General features: G+C 71.5%; 13 protein-coding genes and 2 pseudogenes. 8 read left to right on the top strand and 7 right to left on the bottom strand.

The annotated features are described in order from the left end of the window. The first annotated feature begins 169 nt into the window (after positions 1–169). Positions 170–3,202, top strand: a complete 3,033-nt coding sequence (locus AF1_RS27595; protein ID WP_067805598.1) for an NACHT domain-containing protein — start codon at positions 170–172, stop codon at positions 3,200–3,202. Here AF1_RS27595 and AF1_RS27590 read toward each other — a convergent pair. From AF1_RS27590 to AF1_RS27580, 3 genes are all read right to left on the bottom strand, one after another. Further along, a complete protein-coding gene (locus tag AF1_RS27590; RefSeq protein ID WP_067805594.1) occupies positions 3,180–4,022 on the bottom strand; it encodes a class I SAM-dependent methyltransferase in 843 nt (280 codons plus the stop codon). The genes AF1_RS27595 and AF1_RS27590 overlap by 23 nt on opposite strands. A 147-nt stretch (positions 4,023–4,169) precedes the next feature. Continuing rightward, positions 4,170–4,538: a hypothetical protein gene (locus tag AF1_RS27585; protein ID WP_131732965.1), complete on the bottom strand. Its 369-nt coding sequence runs from the start codon at positions 4,536–4,538 to the stop codon at positions 4,170–4,172. 2 nt (positions 4,539–4,540) lie between these two features. Beyond that, positions 4,541–7,126, bottom strand: coding sequence for an AMP-binding protein (locus tag AF1_RS27580; protein ID WP_131732964.1), 2,586 nt, complete (start codon positions 7,124–7,126; stop codon positions 4,541–4,543). A 111-nt stretch (positions 7,127–7,237) separates the two neighbouring features. Here AF1_RS27580 and AF1_RS27575 point away from each other — a divergent pair, with 111 nt between their 5' ends. The 4 genes from AF1_RS27575 (at position 7,238) to AF1_RS27560 (ending at position 11,654) form a co-directional block, all read left to right on the top strand. Beyond that, positions 7,238–8,212, top strand: a complete 975-nt coding sequence (locus AF1_RS27575) for an iron ABC transporter substrate-binding protein (protein WP_242609011.1) — start codon at positions 7,238–7,240, stop codon at positions 8,210–8,212. A gap of 5 nt (positions 8,213–8,217) precedes the next feature. Next, positions 8,218–9,729 (top strand): ABC transporter permease, encoded by a 1,512-nt coding sequence (locus tag AF1_RS27570; RefSeq protein ID WP_084263403.1) that lies wholly within the window; start codon positions 8,218–8,220, stop codon positions 9,727–9,729. Then, on the top strand, positions 9,726–10,757 hold the full coding sequence (locus AF1_RS27565) for an ABC transporter ATP-binding protein (protein WP_067805588.1): 1,032 nt from the start codon (positions 9,726–9,728) through the stop codon (positions 10,755–10,757). Before AF1_RS27570 ends, AF1_RS27565 begins: the two co-directional genes overlap by 4 nt. Positions 10,758–11,204: 447 nt before the next feature. Continuing rightward, complete coding sequence (locus AF1_RS27560) at positions 11,205–11,654, top strand: hypothetical protein (RefSeq protein WP_067805585.1); 450 nt, start codon at positions 11,205–11,207, stop codon at positions 11,652–11,654. 124 nt (positions 11,655–11,778) lie between these two features. Here the strand turns inward: AF1_RS27560 and AF1_RS36665 are convergent. Both AF1_RS36665 and AF1_RS27555 read right to left on the bottom strand, forming a co-directional pair. After that, positions 11,779–11,925: pseudogene (locus AF1_RS36665) on the bottom strand (transposase); the annotation flags it as partial. 33 nt (positions 11,926–11,958) lie between these two features. Next, entirely contained in the window at positions 11,959–12,399 is a 441-nt protein-coding gene (locus tag AF1_RS27555) for a nucleic acid/nucleotide deaminase domain-containing protein (RefSeq protein WP_067805582.1), read from the bottom strand. Between the two features lie 52 nt (positions 12,400–12,451). On the opposite strand from AF1_RS27555, the gene AF1_RS27550 reads away from it, so the two are divergent. Then, complete coding sequence (locus AF1_RS27550; protein WP_067805579.1) at positions 12,452–13,054, top strand: dihydrofolate reductase family protein; 603 nt, start codon at positions 12,452–12,454, stop codon at positions 13,052–13,054. A 443-nt stretch (positions 13,055–13,497) separates the two neighbouring features. Further along, complete coding sequence (locus tag AF1_RS27540; RefSeq protein WP_407642247.1) at positions 13,498–13,926, top strand: gas vesicle protein; 429 nt, start codon at positions 13,498–13,500, stop codon at positions 13,924–13,926. Here the strand turns inward: AF1_RS27540 and AF1_RS34860 are convergent. Beyond that, positions 13,921–14,187: a hypothetical protein gene (locus AF1_RS34860; protein WP_157419310.1), complete on the bottom strand. Its 267-nt coding sequence runs from the start codon at positions 14,185–14,187 to the stop codon at positions 13,921–13,923. The genes AF1_RS27540 and AF1_RS34860 overlap by 6 nt on opposite strands. Positions 14,188–14,277: 90 nt before the next feature. On the opposite strand from AF1_RS34860, the pseudogene AF1_RS27535 reads away from it, so the two are divergent. After that, positions 14,278–14,531, top strand: a pseudogene (locus tag AF1_RS27535) (gas vesicle protein K). Positions 14,532–15,320: 789 nt separating this feature from the next. Here the strand turns inward: AF1_RS27535 and AF1_RS27530 are convergent. Continuing rightward, the gene (locus tag AF1_RS27530; RefSeq protein ID WP_067805569.1) at positions 15,321–16,988 is read right to left on the bottom strand and encodes an FAD-dependent oxidoreductase; all 1,668 of its coding nucleotides are present in this window, start codon (positions 16,986–16,988) and stop codon (positions 15,321–15,323) included. Positions 16,989–17,331 lie beyond the last annotated feature (343 nt).

The raw sequence follows: 17,331 nt of genomic DNA, 5'->3' as shown, positions 1-17,331 counted from the left end.
ACAGGCCCACTACCAACGTCTCTCCACCCCGCGAGCGGCTGTAGGGACCAAGGTCCTTCATCTTCGGGACCTCGCGCGTCCTCCGGGGCCACAGTCGGTCATGATCAGCAAGCCGGGCGGCGGCGCAGGAAGGATGGAAGGGCCGATCCGCCGGTGCCAGGGGAGGAACATGAGACGTCCGCTGAGTTACGCCGAGGCGGTCAGGATGCTCGGCGAGGGCGAGAGCAGGCTGATCAACCTGCTCGACTGGCTGGCGGGACTCGGCCTGGCCGGCGGCGGCCTCGACCTCCTCGGCGCGCGGGAGGAGGCCGTCCGGCTCGGCCACGCCCTGACCCGCGATCTGGGCGACCGGCTTCGCGGCCTCAACCGCCTGACCCGCACCGAGCGGCTGCGGGCGGCGCACACCGTCATCGTGCTGGCGGCGTACTTCGAGGAACTCCCGGACGCGGTCCCCCACGTCAGGCTGAAGGCCCGCGAGCAGATCTCGCTCAGCGGAACCGGCGCGGACGGCACCGGCCGCCGCGGCATGGCGCAGGCGCTCACGCGGGCGGAGCTTCCCACACCGGGCCCGTCCCACACGCACGAATCGATCCGGCGGGACCTGCTCGCCTACTACGGCCGCCTCGGCGGAGGTCTCCTGGAGTTCGTGTCCGGCCTGCCGGAGTGGACCGGGCTGGACGGGGACGTCCGCGCCGAGGCCGCCCGGCGGCTGACCCACGCCATGCCGGAACGCGCGCTCGTGACGTACGAGGAGATGCTGCGCAGGCTGGCGGTGGACTGCCCGGAGTTCGGGATCTGGATCGAGCACTGGGAGCGGCGCTCGGCCCGGACGGAACTGATGAGCGGGATGGCCTCGCTGGAGCGGCTGCTGGCGCCCATGACCGGCGGGCAGGCGGCCGGCGGGCAGCGGACCGCGCTGTCCCGCTCGTACCGGGCGTCCCTGCACCGGCCCATCGCGGCGGGCGGCGATGTCCCGTCGGGCCTGACGATCCCGACCCTGGAGCAGGGATACATCGACCACCGCCTCCGGGCGGCCGTCATGGACGCCGCGGCCCGGCCGAGCCAGGAATCCTGGTGGACGGGCATGCCGGTGTACACCGAACCGGGCCGCTTCTTCGCGGCGTACCTGACGTCGCCGGAGGCGGTCGCGGCCCCGATGCTCGTGCTCGGGCAGCCCGGCTCGGGCAAGTCCGTGCTGACCCGCATCCTGGCCGCCCGCCTTCCCGTGGACGACTTCCTGCCCGTCCTCGTCGAACTCAGGCAGGCCCCGGCCGAAAGCGACCTGCAGAGCCGCATCGAGGACGCCGTCCGGCAGGCGACCGGGGAGCGGACGTCCTGGCCGCGGCTCGTCGAGGCCGGCTCCGGCGCGCTCCCCGTGGTCATCCTGGACGGTTTCGACGAACTGCTCCAGGCGACGGGCGTCACCCAGACCGACTTCCTGATGAAGGTGATGGCCTTCCAGGAGCGCGAGGCGGACCAGGGGCGTCCGGTCGCCGTCATCGTGACCAGCCGCACGGCGGTGGTCGACCGGGCCAGGATCCCCCACGGCTCGGTCATCGCCCGCCTGGAGCCGTTCGACGACGCCCAGATCCGCGCATGGCTGGCGAACTGGCACGACCTCAACGAGCCCGCGCTGCGCGGGCGCGGCCTGCGGCCCCTGCCGGACGAGGTGGCCCTCGCCCACCGTGAACTGGCCGGGCAGCCGCTGCTGCTGCTGATGCTCGCCCTGTACGACGCGGACGACAACGCCCTGCACCAGCGGACCGCGGCGTTCGACCGGACGGGCCTCTACGAGCGGCTTCTCCGGGAGTTCGCGAGCCGGCAGATCCGCAAGCTGGCCCCCGACCTGGACGACGAGGCGCACCGGCGCGCGGTGGAACAGGAACTGCTGCGGCTGTCCATCGTCGGGTTCGCCATGTTCAACCGGCGCGGCCAATGGGTCACCGGTACCGACCTGGACGCCGACCTCCTCGCCCTCCTCGCCCCCGAACGGGCACATCCCGGCGACACCGGCCTCCAGGCCCCCCTTTCCGCGGCGCAGATCGTGGTGGGACGCTTCTTCTTCGTCCACGAAACGCGGGTCACCCGCGACGGGCAGGCGCTGCACACCTACGAGTTCCTCCACGCGACCTTCGGGGAGTTCCTCATCGCCCGGCTCGTCGCGCAGCTCCTCACCGGCATGGCGGCCCAGGCCGTCACGGCGGCGCGGTCCCCGCTGGCGCCCCAGGTCAACGACGACCTCCTGCACGCGCTGCTGTCCTTCGCCGGGCTCACCGCCCGCGCGCCGGTCATCGAGTTCCTGGGCGATCTGCTCGCCCACCTGGACCCGGCCCACCGGAGCGTGCTGACGGACCTGCTGCTCGACATCCACCGCCGGGCCCTGCACGAGCGTCCCGGCTCGTCCTACGGTCACTACCGGCCCCGGCCGCTGACCGTCCCCGCGCGCCATGCCGCCTGGAGCATGAACCTCGTGATCCTCGCCGTGCTCGTCGCCGGCGAGATCACCGGTGACCGGCTCTTCCCGGGGTCGGACAGCCCGGCACACGACTGGCGCGCCCAGGCCATGCTGTGGCGATCACTGCTCTACGGAGAGGAGTGGGCGGGCTTCTTCCAGCTGATCGCCCTTCAACGCGAGTGGGAGGGCGAGAAGCGCAGCATCCGCATCAGCCGCATGGGGGAGGATTACCGGCCCGAGGCGGTCGACCTCTACTGGACCTACAACATCCCGCCGGGGCACGCGCTCCGCGAGACCAGTCTCTCCTACAGGGCGCACGAGCCCCTCTCCATCCTGCTCAAGAGCAACCTGAACTGCGGTGGTACAGACGGCGTCCTGGTCCACGCCCTGGCGCCGCTGGCCGACGCCTTCCCCACGATCGCCAACCTCGCCGTCCCCGGGGAACACGCGACCTCGGCGACCCACGCCCTGCTCGCCGCCCTGGTGGCCGTGTTCCGCGACGAAGCCGACCTTGACGCGTTCCAAGGTCTCGCCCGGGTGGTGCAGGCCCTGTCCGCGCTTCCCGCCAAGGAGGAATGCGACCTGTACCTGAAGGCCGCGTTCGAGACCATCCTCTCGGCGATGGACCGGCGCCTGGTCACCGGACGGGACCTGGAGCCCCTCGGCGAGAGCCTCCACCTCGACCACACCCACGACCCCAGAACCCGCGGCCTCGCCGACCGCCTCACCGCCCTTCTGGCCCCCTAGCTGTACTGCCCACGGCGGTTGCGGGGGCGGGCCGGCCACGGACCGCCCAGGCGCGGGCGGTGAGCCGGATGGAACCGTCCCGGCCGGAGGGCAGGCGTTCGCGCAGCAGCTCGCGCAGGGCGTCGCGATGTTCGGCGCCCAAGGACATGACGTATCCCGGGGCGGGCCCCTGACCGCCCAGGAACGGCCGCCAGTAGTCGTCGAAACCGGAGAACACCGTCGGGATCTCGATCGCCTGGACCACCACCTCGTCCAGGCCCGCGTCCGTCCACAGCCGTGCGAGCGGCTCCGGCCGGCAGAGGGGGAAACGGAGCCCTTCGTCCAGGTCGGCCGCGGCCGGGTCCAGGGTGGCGGCGGCGTCCCAGAAGAACCGCATCATGGCCATGCCCTCGGCGTAGTCCCACACGTAGGCGGCGGCCACGCCACCCGGGTTCGTGACCCGGGCGAACTCGGCGGCGGCGCGGCCCGGCTCGGGCACGAAGTTGAGCGCGAGCCCGCTGACGACGGCGTCGAAACCCCGGTCGGGCACCGGCAATGACCGCGCGTCGCCGAGCCGGAACACCGCACGGGCATCGCCGATCCGCTCGCGGGCATGGGCCAGGAACCCCGCGGACGTGTCCACGCCGACGACCCGCGCGGGCTCCGCCACGGACAGCACGGTCTCCGTCAGCGCCCCCGTGCCGCAGCCCACGTCCAGCCATCGCCGTCCCGCCGGTACGTCCAGCCACCGCAGAAACGCCTCCGCGATGCGGCGGCTCCACCGTCCGGCGTACGCCTCGTACGAGTCACCGACGGCCCAGACGTCCTTCTCAGACCCCACAAGACGACCTTACGAGATGGGGACGAGGTGCTGACATGGTGTGCGAAAGTCACGGGTGCAGGGTGTGTGCAGCGGCGTGGTGGGGAGGAGGATCCCCCTTCGCTGCGCGCCGCGTTCCGCAGGGCACCGGCATCCGCCGGAGGAATGTCAGAGGGTGCTCGCCAGCAGGAGGAGGGTCGCCGACGTGGCGAGCAGCACCGGGCAGATCTTGAACCAGATGACCGGTGTGCGCGCGCCGGTGAAGGTGGTGAGCACCGCCAACGCGACCAGCAGCCCGGCGGCGACGCGGTAGACCCACCGGGTCACCTCGGCGTCGCCGCCCACCGCGGTGACCACGATGACGAGTACCGCCACGCCCCACATGGTCAAGGCTTCGGCGAGCCATTCCTGCACGAGCACACGGCGGTTGTCCGTGCTGATGGGCGCGAACCCGGCCAGTACCCGCCGGGTGGGTATCGCGTGGGAGACACCCCAGAGCCCGGTCAAAGCCGCCGCGATGTACGCGAGTACCTCCACGGTCACATCTTCGTCACGGGGGGTGCGGGGTCATAGAGCCGTTGGTCCCGGTCGCCGAGCCCGGCTGCGGATTCCTCGGCTGCCCTGGCCGAACCATGGGGGACGCTGAGAGCAACGCGCCGTGATGGCGGCCGGGATCCTCGCGATGCTGCGTGGCGCAGGATCCTCGCGGCGACGGCGGCGTACGCGACGCCGCCCGCGAGCGAGGCGAGCAGGGCCAGGACCTGCGAGCGGTCCTCCAGCAGCGGATAGATCTGCCAGTGGACCAGGTAGATGTACAGGGAGCCGCCGGCCAGCAGACCGCCGAGGCGGTTGAGCAGGCGCGTGCTCGGCAGGGCCGGAACCCAGATCAGCAGCGCCAGACCGGCGAGGACGATGATCTCCCGCACCGGCTCCCCCGCGCCGAAGTACCCCGGAACCGTGGCCAGCGCGACCGCGGTCACCAGTGCGCGCTGCCAGGGGGTGCCCGCCTTCGCCGCGGCCCAGCCGAGGGGGAACAGCCAGCACGCGGTGATCGCGTCCGGCAGGTCCGAGAGCCCGCCGAGGTCGAAGCGGACGATCAGCCCGATCAGCAGGAGGCCGAAGGCGAAACGGAAGGGCGCGCCCCGTTCCGCCCGGTCCAGTGCCGGCACGCTCAGCAGCGCGGCCATCGCGAGCAGGATGTACAGGATCACCTCGACGAACCAGTAGTTGCTGTTGTGCCCGAAGGCGCTTTTCAGCAGCAGGACGTCGGTCAGGTGGTAGCCGGCGGTGAGGGGCGCGGCGAGGGCGAGCCAGACGACGCTCGGCACGGCGATCCGTGTCAGGGCGTCCAGCACGTGCCGGCGGCGTGCACGCCGGACGGACGAGGTGAGATGGAACCGGGCGAAGTTGAAGCCCGCGACCGCCAGCAGCACATGGGCGCCGCCCCGGACCGTGAAGATCCCGATGTGCGACCCGACGATGAGGACGATCGCGACGGCGCGCAGGGCGATGCCCGTCTCCAGGGTCCGCCGCCCGGCCCGCCCGGCCGGACGCCGAAGATCACGGATGCGCCGCGTGTGCCAGTCCGGAGGCAGGGCCCCCAGCGCCTCCTCCAGTTTCAGCGACATCTCGACGTAGGACAGCGAGTCGCCGCCCAGGCTCACGAAACTGCAGTCGTCGGTGACGCCGGGATGGTCCAGGATCTCCGCGTACAGGCGGCACAGGTCCGTGGTGGCCGCCGGCTCGGGGCGGGCCAGCCGGAGCACGGCCCGGTAGTCGGGCTTGCCCGTGGGGAGCCGGGGCAGGCCGGCCAGGACGTGCACGCCGATCACCCGGGCGGGCAGCCCGCACTCGGCCGCCACCAGCCGCCTGACGTGACCGGCGTCGGCGTCGCCGGTCACGGCCACCACCAGCCCGTCGTCGTCGCCGGTGCAGCAGGAGACCAGGCCGTGCCGGGCGAGCATCGCCTCGACGGCCTGCGGGTCGATCCGCAGGCCGTAGAGCTTCACGAACCGGCCGCGCCGCCCGATCACCTCGTAGAGCCCGCCCGGCAGGAGCCGCGCGACATCGCCGGTGCGCAGTTCCCCGACGGTGCGGCCGAGGGCCAGGTCGGCGGGCCCCTCGGCGTATCCGAGCATGACGTTCGGCCCGGAGTACACGAGCTCCCCGGTGCCGGGGGCGGTCCCGTCCGGCAGCGGCTCCAGCCGGAAGGACCCGCCCGGGATCGGGACGCCGATCGCCTGCGGGTGGCGGGCCGCGAGGTCCGGTGGCAGGTACGCCATGCGCGCGGTCGCCTCGGTCTGGCCGTACATGACGATGAGGTCCCAGCCGCGCCGCCGGCCGAGCGCCGCGTAGCGCGCCACGCGCTCGGGCGCCATCCGGCCGCCGGCCTGGGTGACGTACCGCAGGTGCGGAAGCCGCATGTCGGGGAAGCCGACCCGGTCCAGCAGGTCGAAGGTGTAGGGGACGCCCGCCAGGGACGTTCCCCGCGCGTCCCGGAACAGCGTCCAGAAACGCTCGTCGGTCACCGAGAGGTCGGTGAGGATCAGGCCCGCCCCGCGCAGCAGGTGGCTGTTGAGGACCGACAGGCCGTAGCAGTAGTGCATCGGCAGGGTCGTCGCGGCGCGGTCGCCGTCCCGGATGTCCAGGTACTCCGCGATGGACGCCGCGTTCGACTGGAGGTTCTCGTGCGACAGCCGGACGAGTTTCGGCGCGCCCGTCGAGCCGGACGTGCTGAGCAGCAGCGCGAGGTCGGGATGCAGGGTGTGCGCCGAGCCCGCGTGCCGCTCGTCGAGCGTGCCGTCCGGGAGGGCCACGACATCCGGGTCGTAGGCGGCGACCAGGGACTTCAGGCTGCCGGGACGATCGTGCGGGACCAGCAGGAGGGGGTGGCCGCGGGCCAGCGCGGCCAGGTAGACGACGAGCGCCTCGACCGTGTTGGCGCCGGCGAGCAGGACCAGCCGCCGTCCCGGTCCGAGGCGCCGGGCGGTGGCCGCCACCCGTTCGGCCAGCTCCCGGTAGGAGAGTGCGCCGCCGGTGGTGATGACCGCCGTCCGGTCCCCGTGGCCGGCGAGCTCTCGGGCGAACGGGACCGCCGTGGGACCCGGAGGAGAAACGCTGCTCACAGGCGTGTACCTTAGGCAAGGCTTACCTATATAGCCAAGACGACCATGAGACTGGACCTGAGGGACAACATGCGAAACCCCCTACGCCGTATCTCTTCCGCATTCGCTGTGGTGGCTCTCCTGATTCCGCTCATGACGGCCTGCGGCATCGGGTCGGAGGCCGGTCTCGTCATCTACTCCGGCCGCAACGAGGGACTGGTCAAACCGCTGCTGGACAAGCTGGAGAAGGCCGTCGGCACCGACGTCGAGGTCCGGTACGGCACCAGCGCCGAACTGTCCGCGCAACTCCTGGAGGAGGGCGACAGGACCAAGGCCGACCTGTTCTTCTCCCAGGACGCCGGGGCGCTCGGCGCCCTCGCCAAGCAGGGACGCCTGGACACGCTGCCCCAGCCGACGCTCGGCAGGGTGGACGAGCGGTACCGGGGGAGCGCGGGCGACTGGGTCGGCCTCTCGGGGCGCGTCCGCGTGCTGGCCTACCACCCCGCCCAGGTCACCACGGTGCCCGACAGCGTGCGCGACCTCGTCAAGCCGGAGTGGAAGGGCAAGATCGGCTATGCGCCGACCAACGCGTCCTTCCAGGCGTTCGTCACCGGCATGCGGATCCTGGACGGCGACGAGGCCACCCGCGCATGGCTCAAGGGCCTGAAGGCCAACGGCGCCAAGGCGTACGACAACAACATCGCCGTCCTGGACGCGGTGAACTCCGGGCAGGTCGCCCTCGGGCTCATCAACCACTACTACTGGTACGAGAAGGTCGCCGAGAAGGGCGCGGGAAACGTCACCGCCAAGCTCCACCACCTTCCCGGCGGCGACCCCGGCGCGCTGATCAACGTCGCGGGCGTGGGCATGCTGAAGGGCAGCGAGCACCGGGCGACGGCACTGAAGGCGATCGACTTCCTGCTCTCCCCGGAGGCGCAGCACTACTTCAGCGACGAGACGAAGGAGTACCCGCTGGCCTCCGGCGTCACGAGCACGGTTCCGGGGCTGCCCCCGCTGGACACGCTGAAGGCCCCGGCGATCGACCTCGGCAGGCTCGAATCGCTCCAGCAGACCCTGACGATGCTGCGGGAAGCCGGAATGGTCTGACCGGGATGACCAGCACCCGCGCCCCCTGGGTCCTGCTCGGCCCGGCCTGCCTGGCAGGCGCCCTCGCCCTGCTGCCGCTCGGCTACCTCGCCGTGCGCGCGCTGGAGCGCGGCGCCGGCTTCGCCTGGAGCGTCGTCACCACCGAGACCACCGCCCTGCTCATGGGACGCAGCCTGGCCCTGGCCGCCGTGGTGGTGCCGGCCTGCCTGCTGCTGGGGATCTCCCTGGCATGGCTGACCGTGCGCACCGCGCTGCCCGGCGCCCGCGCCTGGGCGGTGGCGGTCACGCTGCCGCTGGCCGTGCCGAGCTACGTGGCCGCCTTCGCCTGGCTGTCCGCGGTGCCGGGCATCGCCGGGTTCGCCGGGTCGGCGGTGACACTGACCCTGGTCAGCTACCCCTACGTCTACCTGCCCGTCACCGCGGCACTGCGCGGGATCGACCCCGCGCAGGAAGAGGCGTCCAGGTCCCTCGGAGCCGGGCCGGCCCGGACCTTCTTCCGCGTCACCCTCCCCCAGCTTCGTCCGGCCGCGGCCGGCGGCGCGCTGCTGGTCGCGCTGTACGCCCTGTCGGACTTCGGCGCGGTGTCGCTGATGCGGTACGACACGTTCACCCGCGGCATCTACACCTCCTACCAGGCCAGCTTCGACCGCACCCCGGCCGCCGCCCTGAGCGTCGTCCTGGTGGTGATGACCGTGGCCCTCGTCGCCCTGGAAACACGCACCCGCGGACGGCGCGGACACGCCAGAACCGGAAGCGGAACGGCACGCCCTCCCGTCCCGGTCCCCCTCGGCCGGACGGCGGCCCCCGCCCTGGCGTGGTGCGGGACGGTCGTCGCCGTCGCCGTCGCCTTCCCGCTGGCCACGCTCGCCTACTGGCTGGCGACGGGAAACCGCTCCACCTGGGATCCCGCCGGGCTCGCGAACACCGCGGGCGTCACCCTCGCCGTGGCCGCGGCCGGAGCCGGGCTCACCGCCGCACTCGCGCTGCCCGTCGGCGTCGTCGCGGCCCGCCACCGGGGACGGCTCCCGGATCTGCTGGAGCAGGCCGCCTACGCCGGACACGCCCTCCCCGGCATCACCGTCGCCCTGGCGATGGTGTTCTTCGCGGTCCGCTACGCCGCCCCGCTCTACCAGGAACTGCCGCTGCTGGTCTGCGCCTACGCGGTGCTGTTCCTGCCGCTCGCGGTCGCCGCCACCCGCGCCGCCGTCCTGCAGTCACCGCCCGTCCTGGAAGACGTCGCCCGCTCCCTCGGCCGCGGTCCACTGGGCGTCCTGCGGGCCGTGACCGTGCCGCTGGCCGCGCCCGGTGTCGCGGCCGGTACGGCCCTGACCTTCGTGGTCTGCATGAAGGAACTGCCGGCCACCCTGCTGCTGCGCCCCACCGGCATGGACACCCTCGCCACACGGCTGTGGACGGAGACCGGCGTCGCGTCCTACGCCGACGCCGCACCGTACGCCGCCGCGCTGATCCTGCTCGCGGCCGTCCCCTCCTACCTCCTCGGGAGACAGCGCACATGACCGATCTGCGGATCGAGGGCCTGACCAAGGCCTACGGCCCGGACGCGACCGTCCTGGACGGGCTCGACCTCACCGTCCCCGGCGGCTCGCTGGCCGCCGTGCTCGGCCCTTCGGGGTGCGGGAAGACCACGCTGCTCCGCATCATCGCGGGCTTCCTCCGCGCCGACGCGGGGACCGTCGCCGTGGGCGGACGCGTCCTGACCGGCCCCGGAGCACACGTCCCCCCGGAACGCCGCCGCATCGGCATCGTCCCCCAGGAAGGCGCGCTGTTCCCCCACCTGAGCGTCGCCCGCAACGTCGCGTTCGGCGTCCCCGACCGGGCCGCGCGCCGCCGGCGCACCGAGGAGATGCTCGAACTGGTGGGCCTGGCCGGATACGGCGGCCGGATGCCGCACGAACTGTCCGGCGGACAGCAGCAGCGGGTCGCCCTGGCCCGCGCCCTCGCCCCCGAACCGGCACTGGTGCTCCTCGACGAACCGTTCAACGCCCTGGACAGCGCGTTGCGCACCGGGCTGCGCGCCGACGTCCGCGCGGCCCTGCGCGCCCTCGGAGCCACCGCCCTCCTCGTCACCCATGACCAGCAGGAGGCACTGTCCGTCGCCGACCTCGTCGCCGTCGTCCACGATGGGCGGGTCGCCCAGTGCGGTTCGCCGCAGGACGTCTACACCCGTCCCGCGGACCCCTGGCTCGCAGGCTTCGTCGGCGACGCCGTCCTTCTTCCCGGCACCGCCGGGAACGGCACGGCCACCACCGCACTCGGCCCCGTGAAGGTGCGCAGTGGTGAAACCTCCGGCCGGGGGACCGTGATCCTGCGTCCCGAACAGCTGCGGCTCACCGAACCCGGCGACACGACCCCCGGCGGGACGGTCACCGACGTCCGCTACTACGGCCACGACGCCATGATCACCCTCACCGTGGACGGTCTCGATGAGCCCGTCGACATCCGGGTGGCCGGCCACGTCCCCCTCCGCCCCGGCGACCGAACCGGCATCCACATCACCGGCCAGGCCACCTTCCACCAGCGCTGACCCGTACACCGAGCACGGCCGGACTGCGGCGTCCGGGCCCTGACACGAGCGAAGTACAGCTCAGAGCCACCGCGCGGGTGCCATGAACCGGCAACGCCGGACCCGATATCGCCCGGCACCAGATCCCTGTCCGCCCGTACGAACAGGGGTTCGGCCGCGCCGATTCGGGCGGCGGCACCCACGCGTCCATCGGAGCGACCCGGCGTCAGCTCGGCTCGCCGCCGCGCCTTGCCCCTCAAGGAAGACCGGATGTCTGGAGATCAAGATCGTTAGGGTGCCGGGGTTGTGACGCGGGTGCGGTGGCAGAGCAGGATGCCGCCGGACTCGAACGGCCGGGTCCTGATCGGGAACATGACCCGCGTCGAGACCAACGCGGCGGGGCTGCCGGTGGTCCGTGACCGACGCGCTCGGCGGGAAGCATCACCTCGACTGCCCAGAATAGGAGCCATGGTGCTGGGAGAGGATATTAGGACCCGACGTATCCGGCTGCAGCAGAAGAAAGACGCCGCCGAGCTCAAATCCCGGCCGTCCGCTCTCGACTGCCGAGAGTTCCACGGCGTGGACGAGACGCCGCCGTGGGTTTACGAAGCGCGCCGTGAAATGAACCGGGCCGCCTCGTCTCCCGACGCGTCCGCTTCGGCGGAGAACGATGTCGCCCTCTGGATCGAGCGCCTGGTCATCGAGAACGTGACCGGTAGATTCTTTCTGGGTACCGGAATCGAGCACTTCCCGTGGCTGGACTGCCAGGTGCGCGAATCGGGCTGGGCGGCCCAGGTCGTCCGCGTACTCGGCGCCGACCTGATGTTCGTCTCGCACGACAGGAAAACCTTCATCTCCTTCTATGAGGAGGAGTACGAAACGCTGTTCTTCCGCGCGACCAGGCCGAACCAAGCCTGATCCTCGCCCTCCGCCGCGAAGCCATCCCGGTTCAGTCGGTGATGCGGCGGAATCCGTTCGGCCACGACACCGTGCGCTCGACATCCGGCGGTGCCGGCCGAGCCGGTGGGAGCGCTCGACACCACGCCGGGGTCCACTCGGTGGAGCGCCGGTGGACCGTCTGCCAGGACGCGCCGAAGACCGGCGGGAACCGCCGCCAGGTACAGCCGGTGGTCGCCACGCACACGATCGCCGCCGCCGCCTTCCGGTCGCCGGCCCGGCGCCGTTCGCCGTCGACGGCCGCGAACCCGGTGCGGCCGGAGCATCAGGTGGCGGCGTTCTTGATCAGTTCGAGGAGGCCCGCTTCGCGTTCCCGGGCGGTTGCGCCGTAGTCGTAGCTGTAGGTGAATTCGGCATTGGTGAACTGGGCAAGCCATATCGCGCAGTAATTGCCCGGCATGAAGCACGGTTGCAGTTCGGTGTAGACGCGGGTCACCTGTTCGGGGCGGACGCCCTGGGCCGAGAGGCGGTCCCAGAGAAGGTGCTCGGGATGCTCGACGCCGACGCGGGTCTCTTCGGTCTCGATGCGTTTACGGCCGCCGAGTTCCTCGATCTCGAAGGCGACCGAGGCGGGGTAGCTCAACGCGTGCCGGATGAGTTCGAGGACGCGGGGCCACCAGGACTCGTCGTCCCGCAGGGCGGACCGGTCGATCCGCAGAAGCCTCGTCCGGAGCGGCCGATGAGTTCGTCGGCTTCCGGTGGTCATCCTGCTTGCCGGCTACCCGACCAGGGAAGGCGGACCCGACGGGAGGAGCACAATGACGGATGTGACGCGGTCAGGGGCGAGGGGCAAGGTGCTGTGGCATCTGACGATGTCGCTGGACGGCTTCATCGCCGGTCCCGACCACGCCATGGACTGGATGTCCGGTGTGACCTTGAGTCCCGGGCTGTTCGAGGAGGCGGTCTCCACTACCGGGGCGATCCTGGCCGGGCGGCGCGGCTATGACGCCTGGGCCCGGGAGAATCCTGGTAGGGCGTCCGAGCGGGCGTACGGTGGCGCGTGGAGTGGTCCGATCTTCGTGCTGACCCACCACCCCGAGGACGCCGTCCCCGATTCCGGAGTCACCTTCCTGAACTGCGACGTCGCCGAGGCGGTCGAGACCGGGCTCGCCGCCGCGGCCGGGAAGAACCTGGAGATCTTCGGTGCCGACATCGCCCGCCAATGCGTCGTCCGCGGCCTGATCGACGAGTTCTACGTCCATCTGGTGCCGGTGATGCTCGGTGAGGGCATCCGGCTGTTCGACTGCCCCGGCATCGAGCCGGTGCGCTGGGAGCGCATCCATGACGGCGACCCCGTTCAGGCCGTCGACCTGCGGTATCGACCGGCCACCGGGGAGCTCCCGAGCAACCGCGGCGGCTGACACGCCGAGGCGAACCGTGCCCTGCCGTTAGCGGATCTGGCTCAACGTCCGTGAAGTGGTCACGGTAGGTCATCGTCCGGGTCGGATGCCGCGGCGTCGCAGAGTGCCGCCGTGGTGTCCGTACCGACGGGCGGGTCCTGCTGGACGGGGCCGCGCCGGCGGCGGAAATCCTTGCCGAGCAGGCCGAGGCGCAACTGTACGACCCGGCGCGGATCGCCGCGAAGATGCAGCAGATCACCGAGGAGGAGGCCGCCGTCCGCGAGGAGGACCTGATCCGCCGGCTGAAAGAGGGCCGCGCCCGCCAAGGGCCCGGCGGCTAGCGGGGAGCCGGTGATGCCGTCCGCGCCCGAGGCCGCCGAACGCGCGGCCGACCATGTCACCGCGGTGACCGGCCGCCGCGCCTGCCGCTGCCCACGCGGACGAGTGGAGAGGAGCTGGGACCGGTGAGCGAGATCTCCTGGGCCGGCGGCCGGGCGCCGTCGCGGTCGATGGCCGGGGAACGACAGTCGGCCAACCTGGCGGGCCTGCCGGAACGCATCCTCGACAAGGGCATCGTGATCGTCGGCGACGTCCAGATCAACCTGCTGACGATCAAACTGCGGCTGCGGGTGGCGTCGGTGGACCGGGCCAAAGAGATGGGCATCGACTGGTGGGAGCACGACCCCTCACTGTCGTCGAAGGCCCGCCGTGACGAGGCCGGCGAAGGCCACGCCACTAGAGAACTGCGGGAGGAGAACCGGCGGCTGCGCGAGCGCCTGGCCGCACTGGAATCCGGCGCGTCCGGCGCGGTGGAGGCTGGCCCCGCCGACACCGGCACCGTGCAGGGCCGCACGGTGGACGCCGAAGCGCGTGGGAAGGAGTCCGGATCATGACCGGCACCCGGACCAGCGGCGACACCGCCGTCTACCTGTACGGCGTGGCGCGGCCTGGACCCGCCCGCGCTGCGCGATGCCGCCGGGGTCGCGGGCGCGCTCGTGCGCGGCGTGGTCGCGGACGGTGCTGACCGCGCTGGGCAGCACCGTCCGGCTGGAGGAATACGGCGAGGCGGCGCTGCGCGCCAACCTGGAGGACCTGGCCTGGCTGGAGGCCACCACCCGCGCCCTGATGGACCGCGCCGCGAGCGACACGTTCACCGGCGACATCCCGGCGCGCCCCACGCGCGGCCCCGAACACCGTGCCCCGCCCCGGAGGCGGAGGGGCCACGGAAACACTCATACCGGGCGATGCAGCGGCTGCGGTCCGACCCCGAAACGGTCGAGCGGGACCTGGTCAAACTGGTGCTGACCCTCGTCGAGCTCATCCGCCGGCTGATGGAACGGCAGGCGCTGTGCCGCGAAGGCGGCGACCTGACCGACCAGCAGATCGAGGACCTCGGCTGGAGGAGGCCATGACCCGGCTCAAGGACCACTTCAACCTGGACGACCAGGACCTCAACCTCGACCTGGGCCCCCTCGACCCGCTCCTCCCGGGCGACTGACCGGCCCGCCCGCCGGGTTCACTGCGGCGCCCTTGAAGAACGTGTAGTGGAACGTCCCGTCACCGAACGACAGCTCACGCAAGTTGAGCACCGGGCACAAGTACCCGGCCCAACGGCCCAGCCGAACGCCACGCAACTCCCCGGGCACTCCAGCAGCGGAACCAGTCCGGGACGACGGCGCCGGCCACGGCAAAGCGATCTCGGACGCCCCCTTCAGCGGGTACAGCATTTCGAACACGGCTACGTCCGGTGAATCGCTGAGATCACCTCGCTGCGTATGATCCCGGCACCGGCGGCGTCTACTACTCCGTCGAGCCTTATTCCGGATTTCTGCGCGGCTACCAATATCCCGCCTATCTGCACGGCCCATTCCTCGCCGGTGGGCTCGGACTACGCCGTGGCACGCTGCTGCCTTGGGGGACAGCCATCACCCTCCTGGTATTGCCGGTGGCGCTCCTCGACTTCGACCATCGGTACGTCCTACCAGTGGTACCGGTCGCCTGCCCGGCGGCGGCGATTGCGATCTTCGAAAAGAAGATCACGGTTGCGGCCACGGCACCCTCGACCGCCACGGTCGGTTGCGCAACCGGTCACGGCTGACACGCCGAGCCAGGGCCTCCGCTGCGGGCGGCCCCACCATTGGTCGCCGGCGGACAGAGGATGGACGTCGGCGAGTACCGCCTCGAACGGCTGGAGGTGGATCCGTGTTCAACGGTCGCACGTCCGGCCTGGCCACGGCGGCCGCCTCGTCGGCGATCATCTTGAACGCGCGGCACCGTGCGGGGCGGTTCAGGTGGCGGAGGCCGCTCCCGTCCCCGCCGACCAGGTGAGGTACCCGCCATCCAGGTTGACGGCCGTCCGCCCATGCTGCGTGAGGATCCGCAGGGCGTTGTACGCACGCTGGCCGCCCTTGCAGTAGACGACCAGGTCGCCGTCCGGGAGCTGGTCGATGCGATCGCGCAGCCGGTCCAGGGGGATGTTGATCGCGCCGGGAATCGCTCCGGCCGCGAACTCGCGCTCACTGCGCACATCGACCGGTCGCGCGCCGTCGGCGGCGAGGGCGGCGAGTTCGTGCCACTGCACCGTTCGGCTGGTTCCGGCACGCAGATTGTCGGCCACGTAGCCGAGCATGTTCACCGGGTCCTTGGCCGACCCGTATTGCGGTGCGTACGCCAGTTCAAGCTGGATCAACTCGGAGGCGGCCAGGCCGCCCGCCATTGCGGTGGCCAGCACGTCGATCCTTCGCTCCGCGCCGTCCTCGCCGACGACCTGGGCCCCGAGAACGGCGTCGGTGTCCGGATCGACGAGCAGTTTCAGAGCCAGCGGACGCGCGCCGGGATAGTAGCCGGCGTGTGATGAGCCGTGGGTGTGGATCACCCGGTACGGGCGCCCCACGGCGCGGAGCCGCTTCTCGTTCCAGCCGGTCGCGGCGACGGTGAGGCCGAAGACGCTCACCACCGCGGTTCCGACGGCGGGACGGACGGTGTTCTTCAGACCGCAGATCGCGTCGGCGGCGATCCGGCCCTGCCGGTTGGCCAGATTCGCCAGCGCGATGAGCGCGGGGGTGCCCCCGACGGCGTCCCGCTTCTCCACGGCATCGCCGACCGCGAAGATGTCGGCGTCCGAGGTCCGCATGTGCTCGTCGACCACGATCCCGCCGCGCTCACCGATCTCCAGGCCCGCCGCGCGGGCCAGGGCGGTCTCGGGTCGTACACCGATCGCCATGACGACCGTCCCGGCGGGAACCCGGTCTCCGTCGGAGAGTTCGACGCCGTCGTCATCGATCGCGTTGATCTGGACGCCCAGCCGCAGGCGCACGCCGCCGGCCCGGAGCCGGTCGGCGACGGGAGCCGCCATCTCGGGATCGAGCGGTGCGAGCACCTGGTCGGCCAGTTCGATCATGGTGACCTCGATGCCGCGGTGCCGCAGATTCTCGGCGACCTCGACGCCGATGAACCCGGCTCCCACGACGACCGCCTTTCCCGCGCCATCGGCCGTCATCGCGGTGGCGCCGTCCCGGTTCCCGCGCAACGCGGACGTCAGGCGGTCGAGGTCGTCGATGTCGCGCAGGGTGAGCGCGCGTTCCGCGCCGGGGACGGGTGGCACGACCGGGCCCGCGCCGGGGCTGAGAATGAGCGTGTCGTAATCCTCGGTGTACTCGTTCCCGGTCGTCAGGTCGCGCACTCTGACCCGCCGTTCGGTCCTGTCGATGCCGAGCGCCTCGTGCCGGACCCGGACGTCCAGCCCGAACCGTTCACGCAGACCCTCGGGGCTCTGCAGCAGCAGATCGTCGCGTTCGGGAATGACGCCGCCGACGTGGTAGGGCAATCCGCAGTTGGCGAACGAGACGTATCCGCCACGCTCCAGGACGACGATCTCGGCATGCTCAGCGAGTCTCCGCAACCGGGTCGCGGCGGACATGCCCCCGGCGACGCCGCCGACGATGACGACCTTCACAGAAACCTCCCGAAGTAGACCCATACCCTTGGGGGTATGACACTGCCGTAATTCAGGCCATTCCTGCCCGTCGCAGACAGCGCCGGTGACATACGACACATGTGGCGATCGCGGCCGTCTCCTGTACGGGTGCCGCTCACCTCCCGGTCCCGATGAGCGATAGTCCAGAACCGTCCAGGTTCAACGTGCGGCAGGACGACGCATGGGGCTTTTGTCCATCCAGGTGTACTGCCCATGGACGTTGGTGACGGCGAGACGGGCCAGATGATTTTGGAATGGGGAGGACCTCCTGGCGTGGTGTGGAGCTACCACACAGCCGCACCAACGCCCAGGAGGTCCTTGT

This window comes from Actinomadura formosensis NBRC 14204 (assembly GCF_001552155.1).
GTDB classification, from domain to species: domain Bacteria; phylum Actinomycetota; class Actinomycetes; order Streptosporangiales; family Streptosporangiaceae; genus Spirillospora; species Spirillospora formosensis.
Note: the sequence above shows the minus strand (reverse complement) of the source record. Positions and strands in the feature narration are given on the sequence as shown.